The organism is Paraburkholderia sp. RL18-085-BIA-A (assembly GCF_046027075.1).
In the GTDB taxonomy this organism is placed as follows: Bacteria; Pseudomonadota; Gammaproteobacteria; order Burkholderiales; family Burkholderiaceae; genus Paraburkholderia.
The window spans coordinates 1-23,494 of record NZ_JARESU010000057.1; the positions used below are offsets into that span (position 1 = coordinate 1).

General features: G+C 65.9%; 24 protein-coding genes. 18 read left to right on the forward strand and 6 right to left on the reverse strand.

The window, feature by feature from the left end; translation table 11 throughout:
• Window positions 1-83 precede the first annotated feature (83 nt).
• Window positions 84-821, reverse strand: coding sequence for a glutathione S-transferase (locus P0D89_RS29880; protein WP_408357663.1), 738 nt, complete (start codon window positions 819-821; stop codon window positions 84-86).
• Between the two features lie 169 nt (window positions 822-990).
• Window positions 991-2,085 (reverse strand): YeiH family protein, encoded by a 1,095-nt coding sequence (locus P0D89_RS29885; RefSeq protein WP_408357664.1) that lies wholly within the window; start codon window positions 2,083-2,085, stop codon window positions 991-993.
• Window positions 2,086-2,203: 118 nt separating this feature from the next.
• Here P0D89_RS29885 and P0D89_RS29890 point away from each other — a divergent pair, with 118 nt between their 5' ends.
• The 8 genes from P0D89_RS29890 (at window position 2,204) to P0D89_RS29925 (ending at window position 10,282) form a co-directional block, all read left to right on the forward strand.
• Complete coding sequence (locus P0D89_RS29890) at window positions 2,204-3,094, forward strand: LysR family transcriptional regulator (protein WP_408357665.1); 891 nt, start codon at window positions 2,204-2,206, stop codon at window positions 3,092-3,094.
• Between the two features lie 174 nt (window positions 3,095-3,268).
• Complete coding sequence (locus P0D89_RS29895) at window positions 3,269-4,042, forward strand: sugar phosphate isomerase/epimerase family protein (protein WP_408357666.1); 774 nt, start codon at window positions 3,269-3,271, stop codon at window positions 4,040-4,042.
• A 247-nt stretch (window positions 4,043-4,289) separates the two neighbouring features.
• Entirely contained in the window at window positions 4,290-5,291 is a 1,002-nt protein-coding gene (locus tag P0D89_RS29900; RefSeq protein ID WP_408357667.1) for a sugar kinase, read from the forward strand.
• Between the two features lie 255 nt (window positions 5,292-5,546).
• Window positions 5,547-6,830, forward strand: a complete 1,284-nt coding sequence (locus tag P0D89_RS29905; protein WP_408357668.1) for an MFS transporter — start codon at window positions 5,547-5,549, stop codon at window positions 6,828-6,830.
• A gap of 4 nt (window positions 6,831-6,834) precedes the next feature.
• On the forward strand, window positions 6,835-7,800 hold the full coding sequence (locus P0D89_RS29910; protein WP_408357669.1) for a 2-hydroxyacid dehydrogenase: 966 nt from the start codon (window positions 6,835-6,837) through the stop codon (window positions 7,798-7,800).
• Between the two features lie 47 nt (window positions 7,801-7,847).
• On the forward strand, window positions 7,848-8,951 hold the full coding sequence (locus P0D89_RS29915; RefSeq protein WP_408357670.1) for a LacI family DNA-binding transcriptional regulator: 1,104 nt from the start codon (window positions 7,848-7,850) through the stop codon (window positions 8,949-8,951).
• Window positions 8,952-9,011: 60 nt separating this feature from the next.
• A complete protein-coding gene (locus P0D89_RS29920) occupies window positions 9,012-9,830 on the forward strand; it encodes a YhfC family intramembrane metalloprotease (protein ID WP_408357671.1) in 819 nt (272 codons plus the stop codon).
• 86 nt (window positions 9,831-9,916) lie between these two features.
• Window positions 9,917-10,282, forward strand: a complete 366-nt coding sequence (locus P0D89_RS29925; RefSeq protein ID WP_408357672.1) for a DUF3022 domain-containing protein — start codon at window positions 9,917-9,919, stop codon at window positions 10,280-10,282.
• A gap of 6 nt (window positions 10,283-10,288) precedes the next feature.
• Here P0D89_RS29925 and P0D89_RS29930 read toward each other — a convergent pair whose 3' ends face one another.
• Together P0D89_RS29930 and P0D89_RS29935 are read right to left on the reverse strand one after the other, a co-directional pair.
• Window positions 10,289-10,726 (reverse strand): PGDYG domain-containing protein, encoded by a 438-nt coding sequence (locus tag P0D89_RS29930; protein WP_408357673.1) that lies wholly within the window; start codon window positions 10,724-10,726, stop codon window positions 10,289-10,291.
• Window positions 10,727-10,979: 253 nt separating this feature from the next.
• Window positions 10,980-11,486 carry a Spy/CpxP family protein refolding chaperone gene (locus P0D89_RS29935; protein WP_408357674.1) on the reverse strand — a complete coding sequence of 169 codons (507 nt, stop codon included), beginning with the start codon at window positions 11,484-11,486 and terminating at the stop codon, window positions 10,980-10,982.
• 450 nt (window positions 11,487-11,936) lie between these two features.
• Here P0D89_RS29935 and P0D89_RS29940 point away from each other — a divergent pair, with 450 nt between their 5' ends.
• Window positions 11,937-12,395, forward strand: coding sequence for an Lrp/AsnC family transcriptional regulator (locus P0D89_RS29940; protein WP_408357675.1), 459 nt, complete (start codon window positions 11,937-11,939; stop codon window positions 12,393-12,395).
• A 275-nt stretch (window positions 12,396-12,670) separates the two neighbouring features.
• Entirely contained in the window at window positions 12,671-13,768 is a 1,098-nt protein-coding gene (locus P0D89_RS29945; protein WP_408357676.1) for a saccharopine dehydrogenase family protein, read from the forward strand.
• A gap of 173 nt (window positions 13,769-13,941) precedes the next feature.
• Here the strand turns inward: P0D89_RS29945 and P0D89_RS29950 are convergent, their stop codons facing one another.
• A complete protein-coding gene (locus tag P0D89_RS29950; RefSeq protein ID WP_408357677.1) occupies window positions 13,942-14,562 on the reverse strand; it encodes a P-loop nucleotide/nucleoside kinase family protein in 621 nt (206 codons plus the stop codon).
• Window positions 14,559-14,717: a cytochrome bd-I oxidase subunit CydX gene (gene cydX, locus P0D89_RS29955; RefSeq protein ID WP_408357678.1), complete on the reverse strand. Its 159-nt coding sequence runs from the start codon at window positions 14,715-14,717 to the stop codon at window positions 14,559-14,561. The genes P0D89_RS29950 and cydX overlap by 4 nt, the downstream gene beginning before the upstream one ends.
• 314 nt (window positions 14,718-15,031) lie before the next feature.
• Between cydX and P0D89_RS29960 the strand changes: the two genes are divergently transcribed.
• The 8 genes from P0D89_RS29960 (at window position 15,032) to rbsK (ending at window position 23,245) form a co-directional block, all read left to right on the forward strand.
• A complete protein-coding gene (locus P0D89_RS29960) occupies window positions 15,032-15,265 on the forward strand; it encodes a hypothetical protein (RefSeq protein WP_408357679.1) in 234 nt (77 codons plus the stop codon).
• Window positions 15,266-15,289: 24 nt separating this feature from the next.
• The gene (locus tag P0D89_RS29965) at window positions 15,290-15,475 is read left to right on the forward strand and encodes a hypothetical protein (RefSeq protein ID WP_408357680.1); all 186 of its coding nucleotides are present in this window, start codon (window positions 15,290-15,292) and stop codon (window positions 15,473-15,475) included.
• 180 nt (window positions 15,476-15,655) lie between these two features.
• Window positions 15,656-16,633 carry a magnesium/cobalt transporter CorA gene (corA, locus tag P0D89_RS29970; protein ID WP_408357681.1) on the forward strand — a complete coding sequence of 326 codons (978 nt, stop codon included), beginning with the start codon at window positions 15,656-15,658 and terminating at the stop codon, window positions 16,631-16,633.
• A gap of 450 nt (window positions 16,634-17,083) precedes the next feature.
• Window positions 17,084-18,046, forward strand: coding sequence for a sugar ABC transporter substrate-binding protein (locus P0D89_RS29975; RefSeq protein WP_408357682.1), 963 nt, complete (start codon window positions 17,084-17,086; stop codon window positions 18,044-18,046).
• A 361-nt stretch (window positions 18,047-18,407) separates the two neighbouring features.
• On the forward strand, window positions 18,408-20,003 hold the full coding sequence (locus P0D89_RS29980; RefSeq protein ID WP_408357683.1) for a sugar ABC transporter ATP-binding protein: 1,596 nt from the start codon (window positions 18,408-18,410) through the stop codon (window positions 20,001-20,003).
• Window positions 20,000-21,067 carry an ABC transporter permease gene (locus P0D89_RS29985; RefSeq protein ID WP_408357684.1) on the forward strand — a complete coding sequence of 356 codons (1,068 nt, stop codon included), beginning with the start codon at window positions 20,000-20,002 and terminating at the stop codon, window positions 21,065-21,067. Before P0D89_RS29980 ends, P0D89_RS29985 begins: the two co-directional genes overlap by 4 nt.
• Before the next feature lie 147 nt (window positions 21,068-21,214).
• The gene (locus tag P0D89_RS29990) at window positions 21,215-22,255 is read left to right on the forward strand and encodes a LacI family DNA-binding transcriptional regulator (RefSeq protein ID WP_408357685.1); all 1,041 of its coding nucleotides are present in this window, start codon (window positions 21,215-21,217) and stop codon (window positions 22,253-22,255) included.
• A gap of 60 nt (window positions 22,256-22,315) precedes the next feature.
• Window positions 22,316-23,245, forward strand: coding sequence for a ribokinase (gene rbsK, locus P0D89_RS29995; protein ID WP_408357686.1), 930 nt, complete (start codon window positions 22,316-22,318; stop codon window positions 23,243-23,245).
• Window positions 23,246-23,494: the final 249 nt, after the last annotated feature.

Consider the following 23,494-nt stretch of genomic DNA (forward strand, 5'->3'; position numbering starts at 1 on the left):
CGGCCCCCCCCCCCCAACCCCCCGCCCCCCCCCCCGGGCGGGGGGCCCCGCTGCTGCGGGTGAGCGATGGATGACGGCGCGGCTCAAGTCGCCGCCTTGTCGAGTTCCGGGTAGTGCCGGAAGATGCAGGCCTCGTTATGTTCGATGCGCCGCTCCGACTGCAGATACGCGGCGATGTTCGGCCGCTCGATCACCGCGTCGTGCAACGCGGCGAGCCGCGGATAGTGCTCGCCGAAGCGCTTGAGCGCGCGCGGGAACGCGTACAGCAGGCCGTCGATCAACTGGAACATCGACAGGTCGACGTAGGTGAGCGCGTCGCCGACCATGAAGCCGTCGCCGGCCGGATTCTGCTTCAGCACGCGCTCGAAGTACGACATGAACTTCGGAATCCTGTTGTCGATGAAGTCGTGCGCGCGCACCTTCGCGGCGTCTTTCTGATCTTCGTAGTAAAGGGCGCTGGCGAGCGGATGATGCGTGTCATGCGCTTCCGTGACTACGTCGGCGATGGTCAGCTGCAGGCCGTTGGCGACGTAGCGCAGGCTTTCGACCGACGGCGCGAGATTCAGCCGCGGCCCCAGGTAGAACAGGATGTTGGCGGTCTGCGCGATCACCAGATCGCCGTCTTTCAGAAACGGCGGCGCGAACGGCGGATGGGCTTCGTCGCGGCTTTTCATCACGTCCATCATCGCGTCGGTGCCAAGGCCTTCGGACGGCGTGCCGCGCGCCACTTCCACGTAGTCGGCGCCGGCTTCCTCCAGCGCAAGCCGCACGAATTCACCGCGGCCCTGGAGGCCGTCCCAGTAGTAAAGTTCCAGGCTCATCGTTCGATCCTCGTTCCGGTCGCCCATGCGGGTCGCATGACCCAGTTGCATGGGTGGGTTGCAGGAGCAGGTGACGCCAGCAACCAGTATGCCGCGCGAGCGTGACAGATGGGCTCCAGAATGTGCAAAACCCCGCGCGCGGCGGGGTGGGTTCGACAGCGAGGCCGGCTTAGCCGAGCAGGTGCTGGACAGCCCATGTGATTCCCAGTCCACCGGCAACCAGCCACACGTACAGGATCAGGCCGGTGGTCAGCGCACGGGGGCCGGCCTGGCGGATCTGCGAAACGCGCGTTTCCATGCCGAGCGCGGTCATGGCCATGGTCAACGCGAAGGTGTCGAGCGTGTTGAGCGTGCTGGTCGCGGCTTCGGGCAACACGTGCAGCGAGTTGATCACGACGAACGCGAGGAAGCCGAGCGCGAACCAGGGAATCGCCAGCTTGCGCGGGGCGCTGCCGTGGGCGCCGTCCTGCGAGCCCGCTGCCGCCGCACGGCGCGCGGAGCGGTTCACCCACATGCCGACCACCAGCAGCACCGGCACCAGCAGCATCACGCGGGTCATCTTGACGATGGTGGCGATGTGCGTCGCTTCCGGGCTCACGTTGCTGGCCGCGCCGACCACCTGCGCCACCTCGTGAATCGTGCCGCCGAAGAACAGGCCAGCGCCGACCGTGTCGAGATGCAGCCAGCCCGCGTTGAACAGCACCGGGTACAGGAACATCGACAGCGTGCCGAACAGCACCACGCTGCCCACGGCCATCGCGCTCTTGTGCGGCTTCGATTGCAGCGTGGATTCGAACGCGAGCACCGCGGCCGCGCCGCAGATCGCGCTGCCGGCGGCGGTCAAGAGCGCCGTGTCGCGGTCGAGCTTCATGATCTTCATGCCGGCCCAGGTGCCGATGACGAGCGTGCTCACGACGATCAGCACCGATTCCGCGAGGCCCGGCAGGCCGACCTGAGCGATTTCCTGCAGGCTCACGCGCAAGCCGAAGAAGGCGACGGCGATGCGCAGCAGCTTGCGCGCCGAAAAATTGACGCCCGCCGCCCAACTGGCGGGCATGCCGTCCCGCAGCGCGTTGCCGTAAATGGCCCCGGCGACGATACCGACGATCAGCGGGCTCAAGCCCAGACCGGCGATCGCCGGGATCGACGCGATGTGGGTCACGGCCGCGGCGAACAGCGCGACGAAGAGAATGCCGTTCAGCTGCCCGCGCGTGGACGACTGGGCGGGTGTGGCGGCGGTAAGCGGAATGGTTGTGGTGGACATGGCGTAGAGCCCGGTTGACTGACTGGATTCGATGGCGCTAATCCTAAAATAGATATAAGGATATGAAAAATCATGATTTAGAATGTAAAGTATCGGCTCAACTGATATTTCCATTGCCATGACCCCCGATCAACTTATAACGTTCGCCGCCGTCGCCGAGCATCGCAATATCAGCCGCGCGGCCGTGGCGGTGCATCTGTCGCAGCCGGCGGTGTCCGGGCAGCTGCGGCAATTGCAGGACGAGTTCGGCGAGCCGCTCTATCAGCGCGACGGGCGCGGCGTGCGCCTGACACCGGCCGGCGAGCAGCTGGCGAGCTATGCAACGCGGCTGCGCGACACCTGGCGTCAGGCGCATGCGTACCGCGACGCGCTGCGCGGCCTCAAGCAGGGCACCTTGCGGATCGGCGCGAGCACCACGCCGGCGAGCTACCTGCTGCCGTATCTGATCGCCGACTTTCATCGCCGTTATCCGGACGTGACCGTGCATACCGCCAACGGCAACACCACGGAGATCGTCGATGCGCTCGGCTCGGTGGACATCGCGATGATCGAGGGGCCGGTCGGCGCCGATCTGCCGCCGGACACCGCCGTGCACGCATGGCGCGAGGACGAGATCGTCGCGATCGTGCCGCGCTCTCATCCATTGGCGCAAGCGGGCGAGGGTGGACGCGCGGATCTGGCGGCGTTCGCCACGCATCGGCTGGTGTTGCGCGAGGCGGGCTCGGCGGTGCGGCAGATCGTCGAGCGCGCGTTCGCGCGGGCGGGCGTGCCGATGCGCGTGGCGCTGGAGATTGCCGGCGTCGAAGGGGTGAAGGAGGCGGTGCGGGCCGGCATGGGCATTGGCTTCGTGTCCGGCATGTCGATGCGTCATGAAGACGGTGCGCTATGCCGGCTGTCGCTGGGTCCGGAGCCGCTGACGCGCCGTCTGTCGATCCTCGTCCCCTACGCGAGTGCGCCGTCGCGCGTGGTCGAGCAGTTTCTCGCACTCTGTCTCGCCGATAGCGGCTGAACGGGGCAGCCGTGCCCAGCGCGCCTGGGGATTTCCTCTATGGTGCATGCGGCGGGTCTCGGCGCACTATTCGGGCATCGCAAGCGCTTCGGCGCTTTTTTTCGAAGCGGATTTGGAACCGGTTCCAAGACCGATTCGAATATTGCCAGCAGGACAGAACTGAGTAGATTCGACATGGCTGACGTGATTGACATCGTGATCGTCGCAAGCGCATTCGGGATGGATGCGGTCCGCGCGCAGGGTCATCTGAAGTGTGCACAGGCGAGCCGGCTTGCCGGCGCGGCGGGCTTCGAGGTGCGCCGCGAGCTGTTGGCCGACGAGGCCGACGCCGCGCCGCAGCGCTTGCGCGCGCTCGGCGGCGCGATTGCCGAACTGGGCTTGTGGTCAGTATTTTCGACGCCCGCGTCGCTGTACACGGTCGATGGCCGGTTCGACGCCGCTGCGCTGGGTCTCGCGCTCGACGAAGCGACCGCGCTCGGTGCGCGCTTCGTCAAGCTGCAACTGGGCGGGTTCGTGCGCGACGCGGCCGGCGCGGCAATTGCTGGGCAGATGCAGGGTTCGAATGTGCGGCTGGTCGTGGAAAACGGGCAATTGGCCGAAGGCGGCTCGCTCTCGCAGTTCGTCGGGCTATTCGACGCGCTGGCGCGCGAAGAGCACGCGGACGTGCTCGGCATGACCTTCGACATCGGCAACTGGGCATGGCGCGGCGTCGCGCCGCTCGACGCGGCCGCACAACTCGCGCCGCACGTCGAATACATCCATTGCAAGGCGACGGTGGGCGAAGGCGCGCGGCGCTTTCCCGCCGCGCCGGCCGCCGACGATGCGCGCTTCATCGCGGTGCTCGACCGCTTGCCGCGCGACGTGCCGCGCGGCATCGAATTTCCGTTCGATGCAAGTCGTGTCGAGGCGGACGCGGCCCACTACGTCAAATGGCTGGCTGCGGTTTGATAGGCGGCTGGAACCTGAGAGAACAAGCAGTACCTGGAACGGTGGGTGGCGCGGGACTCGCAGCAAAAAGGACGGGACGACGTTCGGCATAACGCCCGGCGAGGCGGACCGCAAAAACGCACGGCAAGCACAGACGCATAGCAATCGCCAACGCACCGTGACCCCAAGGCCAACCACCCGCAAACCGGGCACCGAAACCCGTAGCAAAACGCACAACCCGCAGCAAAAGCAACACGTAGGAGCAAGCATGAACACCCCAGGCGCAGCACTCGATGTCATCACCTACGGCGAAGCGATGGCCATGTTCGTCGCCGCTGAAACCGGCCCGCTGGCCGGCGTGGGGCAATTCACGAAGCGCATCGCCGGCGCGGATCTGAACGTTGCGATCGGTTTGTCCCGGCTCGGTTTCAAGGTGGGCTGGATGAGCCGCGTCGGCAACGATTCGTTCGGCCAGTACGTGCGCGACACGTTGTCGAAAGAGGGCATCGATCAGCGTTGCGTCAGCACCGACGAACGCTATCCCACCGGCTTCCAGCTCAAGTCGAAAAACGACGACGGCAGCGATCCGGCGGTCGAATACTTCCGCAGGGGCTCAGCGGCGAGCCACCTGTCGCTCGCCGACTACGCGGCGGATTACGTGCTGCCGGCACGGCACCTCCATCTGACCGGCGTCGCGCCCGCGATCTCGGCAAGCTCGCGGGAACTCGCGTTCCATCTCGCGCGGGAAATGCGCGCTGCCGGCAAGACGATTTCGTTCGACCCAAATCTGCGCCCGACGCTGTGGCCGTCGCGCGCCGCGATGGTCGAGGGTCTGAACGCGCTCGCCGCGCTGGCCGACTGGGTGCTGCCCGGCAGCGGCGAGGGCGAGATCCTGACTGGCTACACCGAGCCGCAGGACATCGCCGGGTTCTATCTGGAGCGCGGCGCGCGCGGCGTGATCGTCAAGCTCGGCGCGCACGGCGCCTACTTCCGCACCGCTGATGGCTCGGGCGTAATCGCCGCGAAGCCGGTCGCGAACGTAGTGGACACGGTCGGCGCGGGCGACGGTTTCGCGGTCGGCGCGATCAGCGCGCTGCTCGAAGGCAGGCCGTTGCCGCAAGCGGTGGCGCGCGGCAACCGCATCGGCGCGCTGGCGATCCAGGTGATCGGCGATTCGGAAGGCCTGCCGCACCGCGCCGAGCTCGACGCGCTCGAACTGGCCGATGCAAACGCCACCGCCACCGCAACACCCGTCGTATCCGCGGCCTGAACGCACACTCGTCGTCCGCTTTCACCCCGGCCGACTTGATAGCAGCAAGAGCGCCCACAGCGCCCGCCTCACTGTCCATCATCGTTTCGGGAAGCCGTCAGCAACTATCTTGCATGGGACCAGAGTAGGCGCTGAAGCGCCAACTCAACTATCTTGGATGGGACCAGAGTAGGCGCTGAAGCGCCAACTCAACTTATTTGCATGGGACCAGAGTAGGCGCTGAAGCGCCAACTCTGGTCGACAAAGGAGACACTCATGACCTCATCACTCGCGATTCGCCGTTGGTGGACGATCATGCCGATCGTATTCATCACGTACAGCCTCGCCTATCTGGATCGCGCGAACTTCGGCTTCGCGTCGGCCGCCGGCATCAACCAGGATCTCGGCATCAGCAAGGGACTGTCGTCGCTGATCGGCGCGCTGTTCTTCCTCGGCTATTTCTTCTTCCAGATTCCCGGCGCGATCTACGCGGAACGGCGCAGCGTGAAGAAGCTCGTGTTCTGGAGCCTGATCCTGTGGGGCGGCTGCGCGGCGCTCACGGGCATGGTCAGCAATATTCCGTCGCTGATGGTGATCCGCTTCCTGCTAGGCGTCGTCGAAGCCGCCGTGATGCCCGCGATGCTGATCTTCATCAGCAACTGGTTCACCAAGAGCGAGCGCTCGCGCGCCAACACCTTCCTGATTCTCGGCAATCCGGTGACGGTGCTGTGGATGTCGGTGGTATCGGGCTACCTGGTGCATTCGTTCGGCTGGCGGCAGATGTTCATCGCCGAGGGCGCGCCCGCGATCATCTGGGCCGTGTGCTGGTGGTTCATCGTGCAGGACAAGCCGCAGCAGGTCTCGTGGCTCACCCAGCAGCAGAAGGACGATCTCGCCGAAACGCTGCGCGCCGAGCAGGCCGCGATCAAGCCGGTGCGCAATTACAGCGAAGCGTTTCGCACGCCCGCGGTAGTCAAGCTGTGCGCGCAGTATTTCTGCTGGAGTATCGGCGTGTACGGTTTCGTGCTGTGGCTGCCGTCGATCCTCAAAAACGGCTCGACGCTCGGCATGGTCGAAACCGGCTGGCTGTCGGCGCTGCCGTATCTGGCCGCAACCATCGCGATGCTTGCAGCTTCGTGGGCATCGGATAAACTCAATCGCCGTAAAGTGTTCGTGTGGCCGTTCCTGCTGGTCGGCGCGGTGGCGTTCGCGGCGTCGTATGCGCTCGGCTCCACGCATTTCTGGCTCTCGTATGCATTGCTGGTGATCGCGGGCGGCGCGATGTACGCGCCCTATGGGCCGTTCTTCGCGATCGTGCCGGAGCTGTTGCCGAAGAACGTCGCGGGTGGCGCGATGGCGCTGATCAACAGCATGGGCGCGCTCGGTTCGTTCGTCGGCTCGTATGTGGTCGGCTATCTGAACGGCGCGACCGGTTCGCCCTCGGCATCGTACGCATTCATGAGCGTGGCGCTGATCGCCGCCGTGATCCTGACGCTGATCGTCAAGCCGCAGCCGCTCACCCAGGCGCCCACTCTCGCCACCCCGTTGCAAGGAAAATAAGCTGATGAAGAAGATCGTCGTCTGGAAGTCGCTGCCCGAAGATGTGCTCGCGTATCTGCAACAGCATGCGGAAGTGGTACAGGTCGATCCCGAGCGGCACGACGCGTTCGTCGCCGCGTTGCGCGAGGCCGACGGCGGCATCGGCGCGAGCGCGAAGATTACCCCGGCTATGCTCGAAGGCGCGAGCGGCCTGAAGGCGCTGTCGACCATTTCGGTGGGCTTCGACCAGTTCGATGTCGCCGACCTCACGCGCCGCGGCATCGTGCTCGCGCACACGCCGGACGTGCTGACCGAATCCACCGCCGACACTGTGTTTTCGCTGATCCTCGCGTCGGCGCGCCGGGTGGTCGAACTCGCCGACTGGGTCAAGGCGGGGGAGTGGCGCACAAGCATCGGACCGGCCCAGTTCGGCGTCGACGTGCAGGGCAAGACGCTCGGCATCGTCGGGCTGGGGCGGATCGGCGGCGCGGTCGCGCGGCGCGCGGCGCTCGGCTTCAACATGCAGGTGCTGTACACCAACCGCAGCGCGAATCCGCATGCCGAGCAGGCCTACGGCGCGCGGCGCGTCGAGTTGCCGGAATTGCTCGCGAGCGCCGACTTCGTCTGTCTGCAGGTGCCGCTCACGCCCGACACGAAGCATATGATCGGCGCGGCCGAACTGAGATCGATGAAGAAGAGCGCGATCCTGATCAATGCGTCGCGCGGCGCGACCGTCGACGAACAGGCACTGATCGAGGCGCTGCAAAACGGCACGATTCACGGCGCGGGGCTCGACGTGTTCGACACCGAACCTTTGCCGGCCGACTCGCCGCTGCTGAAGCTCGCGAACGTGGTCGCGCTGCCGCATATCGGCTCGGCGACCCACGAGACGCGTCATGCGATGGCGCGCAACGCGGCGGAGAATCTGGTCGCCGCGCTCGACGGCAAGTTGACGACCAACATCGTCAATCGCGACGTACTGGCGAAGTGAGCGGGCATGAGCGAGGCGACCCTGGCGACTCCGCGCGGGAATAGCTAATGAGCACGCCGCTACAAACCACCCCGCGCCGCGCAACGATCACCGATGTCGCGCGCGAAGCCGGCACCGGCAAGACCAGCATCTCGCGCTATCTGAACGGCGAGATGAGCGTGCTGTCGCCGGAATTGCGCGCGCGCATCGAAGCCGCGATCGCCCGCCTCGACTATCAGCCGAACCAGATGGCGCGCGGCCTCAAGCGCGGCCGCAACCGGTTGATCGGCATGTTGCTCGCCGATCTGACGAATCCGTACACAGTCGAAGTGCTGCAAGGCGTGGAAGCGGCGTGCCACGCGCTCGGGCTGATGCCGCTGATCTGCCATGCGGCGAATGAAGTGGAGATGGAGCGGCGCTATCTGCAACTGCTGACCACGTATCGCGTGGAAGGCGTGATCGTCAACGCGCTGGGCGTGCGCGAGGAAACGCTGCGGCCGGTCGGCGGCGGCGGAATTCCGGCGGTGCTGGTCGACCGTCTGGTGGACGGCCTCAGCGCCGACATGGTCGGCCTCGACAACCGGGCCGCCGCCGAACTCGGCACGCGTCATCTGCTGGAGCAGGGTTTCGACGATATCTGGTTCGTCGTTCAGCCGTTTGAGCAGGTCAGTTCGCGGCAACTGCGCGAGCTGGCGTTTCGTGACGCGATGCGTGCTCAGAGTGCCACGCGCGCGCATACGCTCGTGCTGGATCTCGCGGACACGGCCGCAATCGAGCGCAGCCTTGCCGAACTGGACCGCGCGATCGAGGCGGGCGGCAGCGATCGCGCCATGGGCAAGGCAGGCAACAAAGGCAACGCAGGCACCACAGGCACCACAGGCACCACAGCACGCGTCGCATTGTTCGCGGCCAACGCCCCCGTCGCGCTGCGACTCGCGCTGCATCTGAAAGCGCGTTACGGCGCCGGCTGGCAGACACGCGTCGCGCTCCTTTCCATCGACGACCCCGACTGGGCCGAGCTGGCCGGCATCACGACGATCCGTCAGCCGACCTACGAGATCGGCTATCGCGCCGTCGAGTTCCTGCACGAGCGTATCGAAGGCGTGCAAAGCACCGTGCGCGACTGTCTTTTGCCGGGCGAGCTGATCGTCCGCGCATCAACTTCGCGCTGATCTGCGATCATTCGGGCTGCGACGCGCAGCGGGTGCGCGCCGGTCATCGCAAGGAAACTCATGGTTGTTGCACCGCTTACCCTCTCGAGCCTCGCCGTCGCGACGTTGTTCGTCGCCGCATTACCCTTTCTGATCTACCGGCGACTGCGCCGGCCGCTCGCGCTGCAGCCGCGCGACGCGATCGCCGGCATCGCCGTGTTCGCGCTGTTCGCGATGGTGATCGAGCGCGCGTTGAACGACTACGTGCTGCATCGAAACGAGGCGACCGCCACGTTCCTGTCGAATCCGCTCGCGTTCGTCGTGTATGGCGCGCTGGTTGCGGGCGTGTGCGAGGAAGTGGGGCGGTTCATCGGCATGCGGCTGCTGCTCAGGCGCGCCGCGGCGAAGTCCGCGATTACAGCCAGCGCCGTGCGCGCCGATGACGGCACCGCGCTGACCTACGGCCTCGGTCACGGCGGCGCGGAAGCGTGGATGGTCGGCGTGCTGGTGCAGATTCAATGGCTGTTGTTCGCGGTGTTCGAAAACCGCGGCCAGCTCGACGGCTACCTGAGCAATCTGCCGCCCGACTCGCTGATGCGCATTCACCTGATTCTCGCCAGCCTGACTCCGCAGACGGCCGGCATTTTCGCGCTCGAACGGACGGCCGCACTGGTGTTTCAGATCGGCTTGTCGGTGCTGATGTGGCGCGGCGTGCGAGCGGGCTGGCGCGGTATCCTGCCGCTCGCGATCGTGTTGCATGCGCTCGTCGACGTGCCCGCCGCCTTGTTCCAGGCGCAACTCGTGCCGCTCGCCGCGGTGGATGCCGTGTATGCGCTGGGCGCGGTGATCGTCGCGGGCCTGCTGATGCGGACCTTCAGGCAACGCGCGGCAACCGCGTGATGCGGTGCCTCGCGAAAGCCTTGGTCCATGCCTAAAATCCGCCTGCTTTTTCCGGCCCACCTTCAGAACATCTTCCGGCAGACCCCATGGAAGCTTACCAATACGACTGCGCCAATCCCGAGTTCGAGGAGCTGGCGCGCGTGATCAGCGATCTGTTCCCCGAGCAGACACAGTTCATTCAGCGTGCGGCCGAGGACGGCACGCCGACGCTGGCGATTCACTGGGTGGCGATGCGTTTCGGCGCGACCGCGCGCCGCATCGTGATGACCGTGGCGATCGCGCCGGCCGCGCTGGCGCGTTACCGGGCGATGCCGGCACGGCTGCGCGGGCGCAGTTTCGCGGTGTTGCGCGCGTATGTCGAAGCGAGTCTCGGCTCGCTCGAAGAGCAGTATGCGAACGGCGAGCCGGTGCCGCGCGACGTCATCGTGGAGTTAGACGACGAGTTCGCCTGAGACGGCTCAGTCCGCGCGCCGGTAGACCTTCGCGAAGCGCGCGGCCTGGACCACGCCGTAGTCGCCGGGGGCGTACTGCATGATCCAGTCGCCGGCGGCGCCGCGCAGCACGTCGCCGCCGTTTGCGGAACGCGCGAGCGAGAACGCTTCGTTCATCTGTCTGGCGAGCACGACGGCGGGGCGGTTGCGATACGCACCCGGTTCGCCGTGCGCGAGCGTGGTGTCGGCGGGAATGTACTTGGCGTCGAAGCGCTCGCGCGACACGACCCAGCGGTCGCCCGTCGATCCGGTGATCAGCGCATCGCCGCGCAGATAGCGGTTCGGGCCTTCGAGGCTCATCAGTTCGCCTTCGACGGCGGCAAATTCGACGCTTACCGTTTCGTCTTTGACGACGCGTTGCGCTTGGGCGTCCTGGCGCAGATCGATATTTTTGAGTTCGGTCATGAAGCGGGAGGTGAGGCGGGTGAGCGTGGAAATATGACCAGCGGCGCTTCGGCCTGGTGTTCCAGCCGAGGTGTGGGCCGTGGCCGTGGTGCTCTGTAGCCGCGTACCCGCATCATGCCAGATGCATCTGGCGGCCGGCTTGTTTTGCTTTCTGTCAGGTTATTTTGCGATAGGCGGGATGAGCCGCCAATCGCAAAAGAATCCGACGGCGCGCAGCGCGAAAAACCGCGTTGCGCGCCGGATAACTCGCTTCTTACGGCTTCATCGTCGCGTCGCTGGCGGGCGCCGCATCACCGGCCTTGCCCTTGCCATGGTGACGATGATGACCGCCGCCCGGTTGATGGAACGTCGTGTCGGCCAGCTTCTTCTGCTCCGGCGACAGACTGTTGTACAGCGGCTCGAATGCGTCGACCAGTTTCTTCATGCCATCCGCATGCGCTTGCGCGATTGTCGCGTACTGCTTCATGTCTTCGAGCGCGGTTACGTTGGTAGCGGCCTTACGTTCCTGGAACAGCTGGCCCATTGTTTCGCCGTTGGCGCGCATCACGTTGGCGAACGCGTTCCATTGCGTTTCCTGCGCCTGCGTGATCTTCAGTTGCGTATGCAGATAGGCGATGCGGTCTTCGACGTTGCGCTCATGACCGGCCTTGCTGGCGGGCGCGGAAGCGGCGCCTGCGGGTGCCGAGGCCGGTGCGGAAGTCTGTGCGAACGCGCCGCTCATGGAAATGGCGGTGGCCAGCATTACCAGTGCTTTTTTCATCGAAACTCCTGATGTCTGTTCGAATTGGGACAAGGCGGGTGGCGAGCGGCCCGCTACGCGTCGACCGTTGGTGACGCACGGCGGCCGGCTGCCCCATTTCGCCGTCGCCGCTATTAGTATCACGATATCCGTCCAATGCGGCTCTTATGCGACAAACGCTTACAACCGAAACGAAAGGGAAATAGCCAGCGCTTGGGTTTCCTTTCGCTAACTTTTCGTCGCCATGATCGAAGCGGGCGCTTGGGAGCGGGACCGGCTTCTGCGACATTTCGTGGGCTACGGCGGTCAAAGGTGCGCGCGGCTGTCGTGCATGCCGGGGCTCGCACCAGCTTCAGCGGTTTCGCATGCAAGCGTTTCGGCGCATGAGCTTCATCGCCGCCTCCAATCGCCACCCCGCGCCGCAGACGCGCGATAATCCGCTCCACCGTTGACCAACTCCTCTCTGCCTCGATGAGACCTCCGCGCCTCGACCAGCTCGACGACCTCGACCGCAACCTCGTTGCAATGCTGCAAGCCAACGCGCGCGAAAGCGTCGCCAGTCTCGCCCGCCAGCTCGACGTGGCGCGCACCACCGTGATCTCGCGAATTGCGCGGCTCGAGCGCAGCAACGTGATCGCCGGCTATGGCGTGCGGCTCGGCCAGGACGTGCTCGATTCGAGCATCGTCGCGTACGTCGGCATCATCATCGCGCCGAAGCACGGGCCGGCCGTGCAGAAGCGCCTGGGGAAGATGCCGGAAGTGCAGTTGCTGTGCGCGGTGAGCGGCGAGTTCGACTACGTCGCGTGGCTGCGCGCCGACTCGCCCGATCGGCTGAACGATCTGCTCGATCAGATCGGCGGCATGGAAGGCGTGGAGCGGACCACGACCTCGATCATCCTCGCGCGCAAGATCGACCGCGGGATGGTGTGAACGCGCACACGGCGCAGATGCTTGCTGTGCGTTTGCGGATATTTGCTGACCTCTGCCAACGGCCATTTACGCGATTTTTATACCGTTTCGTCAGATCGACTGACGTGGCCGTCATAACGTCGAACTTCATGGTCATAACGCAGCATTTTGCGCGTATGAACTGTTTTTGCTTCTCCCTACACTGTTGCTCAAGGGTTCAGCCCGCCGGGCGCCGCGCGTGAAGCGCAGCGCACTTCCCAAGCTGGAGACAGCACACAGATAACAAGGAGAAGCGCATGAAAGTAGCCATTGTGGGTGCCGGTCTGATCGGACATACGATCGCGCATATGTTGCGTGAAACCGGCGACTATGAAGTCGTTGCCTTCGACCGCGAGCAAGCCACGCTCGACAAGCTCGCCGCCCAGGGCATTCCGACACGCCGCGTCGATTCTGCCGACGCCGCCGCGCTGCGCGCCGCGATACAAGGCTTCGACGCGCTCGTCAACGCGCTGCCGTATTACCTCGCGGTAAACGTGGCGGCGGCCGCCAAGGGCGCGGGCGTGCATTACTTCGATCTGACCGAGGACGTGCGCGCCACTCACGCGATCCGCGCGATCGCCGACGACGCCGAGCATGCGTTCATGCCGCAGTGCGGTCTCGCTCCGGGCTTCATCGGCATTGCCGCGCACGAACTGGCGAACCGCTTCAGCGAAATCCGCGACGTCAAGATGCGCGTCGGCGCGCTGCCGGAGTTTCCGACCAACGCGCTGAAGTACAACCTGACGTGGAGCGTCGACGGTCTGATCAACGAATACTGCCAGCCGTGCGAAGCGATCCGCGAGAGCCGCACGCAATGGGTGCAGCCGCTCGAAGGCCTCGAACATTTTTCGCTCGACGGCACCGAGTACGAAGCCTTCAACACGTCGGGCGGTCTCGGCACGCTGTGCGAGACGCTGGCGGGCCGGGTCGAATCGCTCGACTACAAGTCGGTGCGCTATCCCGGTCACCGCAATCTGATGCAGTTCCTGCTCGAAGACCTGCGTCTTTCGAGCGACCGCGACACGCTCAAGACCATCATGCGCCGTTCGGTGCCGGCGACCGCGCAGGACGTCGTGCTGGTGTTCATCACGGTGAGTGGCATGCGCGACGGTCAACTGGTGCAGGAAGTGTTCACCCGCAAGATTTTCGCAAAGACCGTGTGCGGTGTGCCGATGAGCGCGATCCAGATCACCACGGCCGGCGCGATGTGCGCGGTGCTCGATCTGTTCCGCGAACAGAAGCTGCCGCAAAAGGGCTTCGTGCGTCAGGAGCAGGTGTCGCTGCGCGACTTCCTCGCGAACCGCTTCGGCCAGTTGTACGAAGGGCAGTCGCTGGATGCGATGGCGACGGTGTAACACCCGGCAGTCGAGGGCCGTGGGATGGCGCGGCGGTGTGTTGCGCCGTCGCGCTGAACGACAAAAGGCCCCATAGAGGGCCGTGCGAAAGAGTCGTACAGAAGGGTCGTAGAGATAGCACCGGCAATGCCCCGCCTCGCGGGGCATTGCCGTTTCAGGGACGCCGCCGCTAGCTAGACCGGCACCGGCGGCATCATCACGCACGCCGCCTGCGGCTCGCCGACGATGCGCGCGAGCAACGCCTCGTAATCCTCGGGCCTTGGCGCGGTGTTGTCGAACATCAATAGATCGTCGCAAATCGCGCCGCTGGGCACGAAGCGACGCTGCCGGTACTCTTCCCAGTGCGCGAGCTTGTACGCGTCGTTCGGATCCGCACGATCGACGATCCGCTGCCGCGCCGTCTCTTCCGACGTATGAACCCACACGACGCGCAGCGCCACGTCCGCGCCGACGCCGAGCCAGGCGCGATCGAACAGGCGCCGCTCGCGCACTTCGCGCGACAGCGGCCCGACCACCAGCGCGCTGACGCCGAGTTCGAGGTTCTCGCGCGCGGTGTCGATGAGGCAGCGGTACTCGGGGTCACGCAGATGCTGGAGAAAAAGCGGGCTGTCGCGGTCGTTCGGGTCGCCGGTCAGCATCGCCATGGCGGCCGCGCTATAACCGCCGAACAGCGTGTCCTTGTCGAGCAGGCAGAAGGGCGCGCCGCTCGCTTGCATCAGCGGGCCGATCAGCTTCTTCGCGAGCGTGGTCTTGCCCGTGCCTGCGTGACCGCAAAAGAAGACCAGATGCTTCACGCAGGCTTGTCCCCGGCAGCGGTGGACGGTGTGGCGGCGGTGGCGCCGGGCGGTGGATCGCGCGAGAACTTGCCGTTGGTCTCCAGCCACAGCGCGTTGATGATGCCGAAGCCCAAGGCCACGCCGACGCCGAGAATCCAGGTGAAATACCACATAGCAGTCTCCTTGCTTGCAGGTCCGGCGACGCGGACGGCGCAATCTGCATGCCGCCCAGCCGGGACGGCACGCTCGAACCGAGGGTAAATCGCGCAACGCGAAGCGCGCACGGCACGGCCCTTTTGCAGCGATCATGAAGAAGAACTCGACGCCATGCAAGAGGGCGGGTATGGGCTGTTCGGCCCGGCTGGCGGAACGCCCGCGCGTTGCAATCATGCATGGCAACGACGCGGCGCGGGAGTCAGGATCGCCAGGTATCGCGTCACGTGCCGATAAGAAGAGGAATCGCGATCAATCACAAGGGGAAGGCCGTATGCCGATGCGCTTGCATTGCCACTGCAAAGCCGCGCTGGTCACGCTCGTCATCGCCGTCACGCTTCTCTGCGGGATGCTTGCCGGTTGCGCGTCGACCCGGGCCGAGCCGGTGCCGTCCGCGCGCATCGTGCGGCCCGGCTGTACGGAACCGGCGGCGGGACTCGTCGCGGCGGATGTCCGGCGCGAGCGCTCGCGCGACGTGATCGTGCGGTTTCGCGATGCGCTGGTGTAGGTCGACGGCGAGCAGGTCACCGACGTGACGAACGGCGAACACGTGGTCTTTTATCTGAGCCGCGGCACGCATCGGATCGGCGTGTCGACGCAGTTCGACCCGGTCGTCGAACTGCACTTTCTGGTGACGGCCGACCCACGCTTTACGAACCGCGCGTTGGTCACGTTCAACGAAGATCATCGCATCATGCTGCACCGCGTGGCGCAGTAGCCGTTAGGGAATACGTGTGTTCGACGCCTGCCCCGCAAGGTTTAACAATTGGATACGTGACGTTTTCGCGGCCCCGCTTAACATGGCGGCTAGCGCTCATTCGTCAACGCAGACCTGACGTAAGGCTTACGCACAGGGCGAGGCCGGCTGGTCTGCTTCCGTTTTCAAGGTAATCCGAACATGCTGATCAATTGCGCCGCCTACCAGGACGGTCGGAAGCTCGCCGATATCGACGTGGATAGCATCAGCGACTACGTGGCGCGGCCCGAGTGCTTCGTCTGGGTCGCGCTGAAGGACCCGGGGCCGGGCGAACTGGCCGTGATGAAAAAGGAGTTCGGCCTGCACGAACTCGCGATCGAGGACGCGCAAAACGGCCATCAGCGTCCCAAGATCGAGGAGTACGGCGAGTCGCTGTTCGCCGTGATGCATACGGTCGAGGTGGATGAAGAGGGCGAACTGGTGCTCGGCGAAGTCGACGTGTTCGTGGGGCGCAACTACGTGCTGTCGGTGCGCCGCGGCACGCGCGCCGGCTTCCAGAACGTTCGCGCGCGTTGCGAGCGCGAGCCGCGCCTGCTCAAGGAAGGCTCGGCCTTCGTGCTGTACGCGCTGCTCGACGATGTCGTCGATCGCTACTTCCCGATCGTCGAAGCGATGAACACCGAGATCGAAGCGCTCGAAGACCGCATTTTCGAGCGCAACGATTCGGCTGCGGCGCGCGCGGTCATTCAGGATCTGTACTCGTTAAAGCGCCGCCTCGTGATCCTGCAGCATCATATTTCGCCGCTGCTGGAAGCGGTCGGAAAATTGACCGGCGGGCGCACTCCGAGCGTCTGCCATGGCATGCAGGCGTACTTCCGCGATGTCTACGACCATCTCGAACGGATCGTCAGAACCATCGACGGCCGGCGCGAAATGGTCGTCACCGCGGTGCAGATCAATCTCGGCATGATCTCGCTCACCGAGAGCGAGGTGACCAAGCGGCTCGGGTCGTTCGCGGCGCTGTTCGCGGTGCCCACCATGATCGCCGGCATCTACGGGATGAACTTTCAGAACATCCCTGAGCTGCACTTCAGATTCGGCTATCCGCTATGTCTGGGGATCATGCTGCTGGTCGACCTCATACTGTTCCGGCGCTTCCGCAAGGCAGGCTGGCTCTAGCGCGTTCGCCGGATCGCGCTCACGGTCGAGGCCACGTATGGCCATTCACGACCATTGATGGCCTTTCACGCCACGCCGGCGCATGTTCATGCGGCCGCTCGCCCAGCTCGCGTCTCGCTCGCCTCGTATTGTCCCGGCTTGCACCGCACGCAATAAAAGGCCAGCATAGGCGGCCCGCCGGCTGTCTATCTTGCGGCCGGTGGCAAAACCGCCACGCATGGACCGAGCGAGGGACCCCTGCCACACGCTGCCTGCCGGCGCGCTTATCCAGCCCGCCGGCCTGAATCGATCGAGCGCCGCGCGTCGCCGCAGCCTGCTGCGCGCCGATGCACCGCACCACGGCCGATCGTTGACATTCCGAAAGGTCTGCGTTGAGAATAGGCCTCGCAAACGTTTGCGCGCCATGAAAAATATGGCTCGAACCCGAGCCCGAAAAACCTGGAGATACGCATGAGCCATCGCATTCGCCGTCGCATTCTCACCGCCGCAATCCTTGCCACCGCTAGCGCTGCGCTGCCGTTTTCCGCCGCGTACGCGCAAAACGCTCCCGCCCATAAACCGAAGATTGCGCTGGTCATGAAGTCGCTTGCCAACGAATTCTTCCTGACCATGGAAACCGGCGCGAAGGACTACCAGAAACACAATCCCGGCCAGTTCGACCTGATCACCAACGGCATCAAGGACGAGACCGATACCGCGAACCAGATCCGCATCGTCGAGCAGATGATCGTCTCGAAGGTCGACGCGATCGTGCTGGCGCCGGCCGACTCGAAGGCGCTCGTGCCGGTCGTCAAGAAGGCGGTGGATGCGGGCATCATTGTCGTGAATATCGACAACCGGCTCGACCAGGACGTGCTCAAGTCGAAAGACCTGAACGTGCCGTTCGTCGGTCCGGATAACGCGAAGGGCGCGCAGATGGTCGGCGACTACCTGGCCAAGCGGCTGAAGGCGGGCGACGAGGTCGGCATTCTCGAAGGCGTGTCGACCACCACCAACGCGCAGCAGCGCACGGCGGGCTTCAAGGCCGCGATGCAGACGGTCGGCGCGAAGGTCGTGTCGGTGCAATCCGGTGAGTGGGAAATCGACAAGGGCAATGCGGTGGCCTCGGCCATGCTCAACGAGTACCCGAATCTGAAGGCTCTGCTGGCCGGCAACGACAACATGGCGATCGGCGCGGTCTCGGCGGTGCGCGCGGCGGGCAAGCAGGGCAAGGTGCTGGTGGTCGGCTATGACAACATCAACGCGATCAGGCCGATGCTGAAGGACGGCCGCGTGCTCGCCACCGCCGATCAATACGCGGCCAAGCAGGCCGTGTTCGGCATCGACACCGCGCTGAAGGCGCTCAGCGAGCACAAGAACCAGTCGCAGCTGTCCGGCGTGGTGGAAACGCCGGTTACCCTCGTGACCAAATAAGCGCCGTTCACCCGGCGTCGAAGTCGGCGCCGGGACTGCGGATTCGTCGGTTCGCGCCGGCGCCGTTGCATGCTGTGGAACGGCCCATGAAGCGGGCCATGATGTGACGCCAGACGTGCGAATCCGCCGCTATTCAACAAACGCTCAAAAGGCGCTCAAGAATCCGCGCGCGCCGCCGTTAATTCCAGAGGTAAGCGTCATGACGGCGGTGCGCGCGGCGGGAGGCTAAGCGGCCGTTAGCGCCTGCGCATTCCGCGCATTGGGCTGCGCATTGGGCCGACATGACACGTGACGGCCGTCGACGGCTTCATTCGAGCGAATCGCATGAGGCCGCGAGGGCCGCCATGGAACCAGGATCGCGATGGATTCAACCGACCACGAAGTCTTGCCTGTCGTCTTGTCCGTCAGCGGCATCGGCAAGACCTATGCCGAGCCGGTGCTCGCCGACGTCTCGCTGGCGCTGCGCGCCGGCGAGGTATTGGCGTTGACCGGTGAGAACGGCGCTGGCAAGAGTACGCTGTCCAAAATTATCGGTGGGCTGGTCGAGCCTACCACCGGCACGATGCGCCTCGGCGGCGAGCCCTATGCGCCGGCGAGCCGCACCGAGGCCGAGGCGCTCGGCGTGCGCATGGTGATGCAGGAACTGAACCTGCTGCCGACCTTGTCGGTGGCCGAGAACCTGTTCCTGAACCGCCTGCCGCGCGTGGGCGCCTTCAGCTTCGGCTGGATCGACCGCCGCAAGCTGCGCGACGACTCGCGTCACGCGATGGCGCAAGTCGGGCTCGACGCGATCGATCCCGACACGCTGGTCGGCGAGCTCGGCATCGGGCATCAGCAGATGGTGGAGATCGCGCGCAACCTGATCGACGACTGCCGCGTGCTGATCCTCGACGAGCCGACCGCGATGCTGACCGCGCGTGAAGTCGACCTGCTGTTCGAGCAGATCGGACGGCTGAAGTCGCGCGGCGTCGCGCTGGTCTATATCTCGCACCGGCTCGAGGAGCTGGCGCGGGTGGCCGGGCAGATCGCGGTGCTGCGCGACGGCCGGCTGGTGCATGTCGACGCGATGTCCCGGCTGACGAGCGAGCAGATCGTCACGTGGATGGTCGGGCGCGAACTCGGCGAACGGATCGATCTGGGCGTGCGCAACATCGGCGCGCCCCTGCTGAAAGTGGACCGGCTCGCGCGCGGCAAGGTGGTGCGCGACGTGTCGTTCGACGTGCGCGCGGGCGAGATCTTCGGCATCAGCGGGCTGATCGGCGCGGGCCGCACCGAGCTGATGCGGCTGATCTACGGCGCCGACCGCAAGGACGCCGGCACGGTGTCGCTGGCCGCGACGCCGGGCGCGCCGCCCACGCCGGTGCGGATCGATTCGCCAGCGGACGCGGTGCGCGCGGGCATTGCGCTGATCACCGAGGACCGCAAAGGCGAAGGCTTGCTGCTGCCGCAGCCGATCGCGGCCAACGTGTCGCTCGGCAATATCGGCGGCGTGGCGCGGCACGGCATCGTCGATGCGAAGCGCGAGAACGCGCTGGCGCAAAAGCAGATCGACGCGATGCGGATTCGCAGTTCGGGCCCGGGGCAAATTGTGGGCGAGCTGTCGGGCGGCAACCAGCAGAAGGTCGTGATCGGCCGCTGGCTGGCGCGCGAGAGCCGCGTGCTGTTATTCGACGAACCGACGCGCGGCATCGACGTCGGCGCGAAGTTCGATATTTATGGCTTGATGGGCGCGCTGGCTCGCGAAGGACGCGCGCTCGTCGTGGTGTCGAGCGACCTGCGCGAGCTGATGCTGATCTGCGACCGGATCGGCGTGATGTCCGCGGGCAGCATGACGGGCGTGTTCGAGCGCGATAGCTGGTCGCAGGATGCGCTGCTGGCCGCCGCGTTCGCCGGCTACCGCGGCCGCGAGGCGCTGCTGCACGCCCCTGACACCAACGAAGCAGGGAGTCTGTCATGACCGATCAATCGTTGCGCGAAGCGGCGGGCGGCAAGCAGGGCGGGACCGATGCGAACGCGAATGCAAGCGCCAACGTCGTGCCGCCGGCCGATCCGTCGGCGCCGCTCGCGAGCGGGAAACCGGCCGGCACCCGGCTCGGCTTTTCGAACTACCTGGGTCTGGCCGGCGCGCTGCTGGCGATGATCGTGCTGTTCTCGCTGCTGAGTTCGCACTTTCTGACCTACGACACGTTCAGCACGATCGCTAATCAGATTCCGGATCTGGTGGTGATGTCGGTGGGGATGACCTTCGTGCTGATCATCGCGGGCATCGATCTGTCGGTGGGATCGGTGCTGGCGCTGGGGGCGTCGGTGGTGAGCGTGGCCGCGCTGAAGTGGGGCTGGGGGCCGTTGCCGTCGGCGCTGCTGGGCGTCGCGGCGGCGGCGCTGACCGGCACCATCACCGGCGCGGTGACGGTGGGCTGGCGGATTCCGTCGTTCATCGTGTCGCTCGGCGTGCTCGAAGCGGCGCGCGGCATGGCGTATCAGATGACCAATTCGCGCACCGCCTATATCGGCGACGCGTTCGACTTCCTGTCGAACCCGATCGCGCTCGGCATTTCGCCAGCGTTCCTGATCGCGGTCGCGGTGATGGTGATCGCGCAGCTGGTGCTCACGCGCACGGTGTTCGGCCGCTATCTGGTCGGCATCGGCACCAACGAGGAAGCGGTGCGGCTCGCGGGCGTCAATCCGCGCCCGTACAAGGTCGTCGTGTTCGCGCTGATGGGCGCGCTCTCGGGGCTCGCCGCGCTGTTCCAGATCTCGCGTCTGGAAGCGGCCGACCCGAACGCGGGCGTCGGCCTGGAGCTGCAGGTGATCGCGGCCGTGGTGATCGGCGGCACGAGTCTGATGGGCGGGCGCGGCTCGGTGATCAGCACGTTTTTCGGCGTGTTGATCATCTCGGTGCTGGCGGCCGGGCTCGCGCAGATCGGCGCGAACGAGCCGACCAAACGCATGATCACCGGCGCGGTGATCGTGGTGGCGGTGGTGCTTGACACCTACCGGAGCCGGCGCAAACGCGCCTGAGCCGGGGTTCGCGGAAGCAGCGCGCTGGTAATTGGATTAGCGGTAACGCATAGGCATTCATCAGTCGGGTCGATCTTCGAGGAAGACGTCCGGTGGGTCGCCAGGTGGCGCGGCCGGCGGGAAAAACAGGCAGGAGAGCAACAGGTTATGACGACGATCAAGGATGTGGCAGCCGTGGCGGGCGTGTCGTTCACGACGGTATCGCACGTGGTGAACAACTCGCGGCCGGTGTCGGCCGATGTGCGCGCGAAGGTCGAGCACGCGATCCGTCAACTGCACTATGTGCCGTCGGCGGTGGCGCGGTCGCTAAAGGCGCGCGCGACGGCGACGGTCGGCCTCGTGGTGCCGAACAGCACCAACCCGTATTTTGCGGAGCTGGCGCGCGGCATCGAGGACGGCTGCGCGCGCAATGGCTACTGCGTGTTCTTCTGCAATTCCGACGATGACCCCGCCAAGCAGCGCAACTACCTGCGCGTGCTGCAGGAAAAGCGCATCGACGGGCTGATCGTCGCGTCCGCCGGCGACGACGCGGTGCTCGCGCAAACGCTCGCCGACTCGCACGAACCGTTGGTGATCGTGGATCGCAACATCGAAGGGCTGAACGCGGACCTGGTGCAGATCGACCATGAAAAGGGCGCGTATCTGGCCACCCGTCATCTGCTGGAGCTGGGGCACGTGCGGATCGGCTGCATCACGGGGCCGGTGCAGACGGCGGTCAGCGCGATGCGGGTGCACGGTTTCATCCGCGCGATGACCGAGCGCGGCATCGAGATTCCGCCCGACGCGATCGTCGAAAGCGACTTTTCGGGGGCGGGCGGCCATCGCGCGGCCGGGCAACTGTTCGATACGATCAAGCCGTCGGCGATTTTCGCCGGCAACGACATGATGGGCATCGGCGCGCTGCGCGCGGCGGCCGAACGCGGCATCAGCGTGCCGCACGACTGCTCGATCATTGGTTTCGACGACATCGAGCTGGGCCGTTTCACCTATCCGGCGCTGTCGACGGTCGGGCAATCGGTGCGCGCGCTCGGCGACATGGCCGCGCAGACGCTGATCGAGCGGATCGCCGGGAGCTCGTCCGGCAGCGTTCGCGCGCCGGGCCGCCGGCGCGTCGTGTCGCCGCGTTTGATCGTGCGCGAATCGACCGCGACGTGGGCCGGCGCGGCGCAGCGCGATCTGGCTGCGTGAGAGGGCCCGCGGCATGAGCCCGCAGCATGAACCCGCCTGCGTGACATCGAGGAGAAGCGAGTGGCAAGCAATGAACCGCACTCACGCGTGACGGTGGTCGGCAGTCTGAACATGGACCTCGTGGTGCGCGCGCCGCGTCTGCCGCATCCCGGCGAAACACTCGCCGGCCACGCGTTCGCGCAAGTAGCGGGCGGCAAGGGCGGCAACCAGGCGGTTGCGGCGGCGCGGCTCGGCGCGCGGGTGTCGATGCTCGGCTGCGTCGGCGCGGACGCCAACGGCGCGCAACTGCGCGCCGGGCTCGAAGCGGAAGGCATCGACTGCGCGGCGGTCGAAACCGGCAAAGAGGCAACCGGCGTCGCGCTGATCGTCGTCGACGACGCGAGCCAGAACGCGATCGTGATCGTCGCGGGCAGCAATGGCGAAGTGACACCCGCAACGATTGCGCATCACGAGGCGGTGCTGGCCGCCGCCGACGTGGTGATCTGCCAGCTCGAAACGCCGCCGGCCACGGTGCGCGCGGCGCTGGCCGCGGCGCGGCGGCTCGGCAAGACGGTGATCCTGAATCCCGCGCCCGCCACTGGGCCATTGCCTGCCGACTGGCTGCCGCTGATCGACTACCTGATTCCGAACGAACTGGAAGCGGCCGCGCTCACCGGGCTGCCGGTCGATTCGCCCGATGACGCGGCGCGCGCCGCTGCCGCGCTGCGCGCGGCCGGCGCGCGTAACGTGCTGGTGACGCTCGGCGCGCGCGGCGTGCACGCAACGCTCGACGGCGCGGCCGCCACGCTGTTTGCCGCGCCGCAAGTGAAAGCGGTCGACACGACCGCGGCGGGCGATACGTTCATCGGCGGATTCGCGGCGCAGCTTGCGCGGGGCGCGGGCGTCGATGCCGCGATCCGCTTCGCGCAGCGGGCCGCGGCGCTGTCGGTGACGCGCGCCGGTGCGCAGCCGTCTATTCCTACTAGCGCGGAACTGGACGCATTGGGCTGATTTTTGATGACGGCGCTGGGCACGGCGCCGAGTCTGTTCTTACCCGATGTGCTTGCGCATTGGCGGCGTTTTTTTTCGCAAATTTTTCGCGCCTGCACTGCACCGAGGCTTCGCTGCCTTGCCCGTCAATCCAGGCGGCCAAGCCAATCGGGCACGCCGCCGGTCCGGCAAAACCCGCGCTCCTTTCCCACGCCACGACGCGCATCCCCGGTTAGTCGATCAAAGCCGTGCGTGGCCCTGCCAGCACCC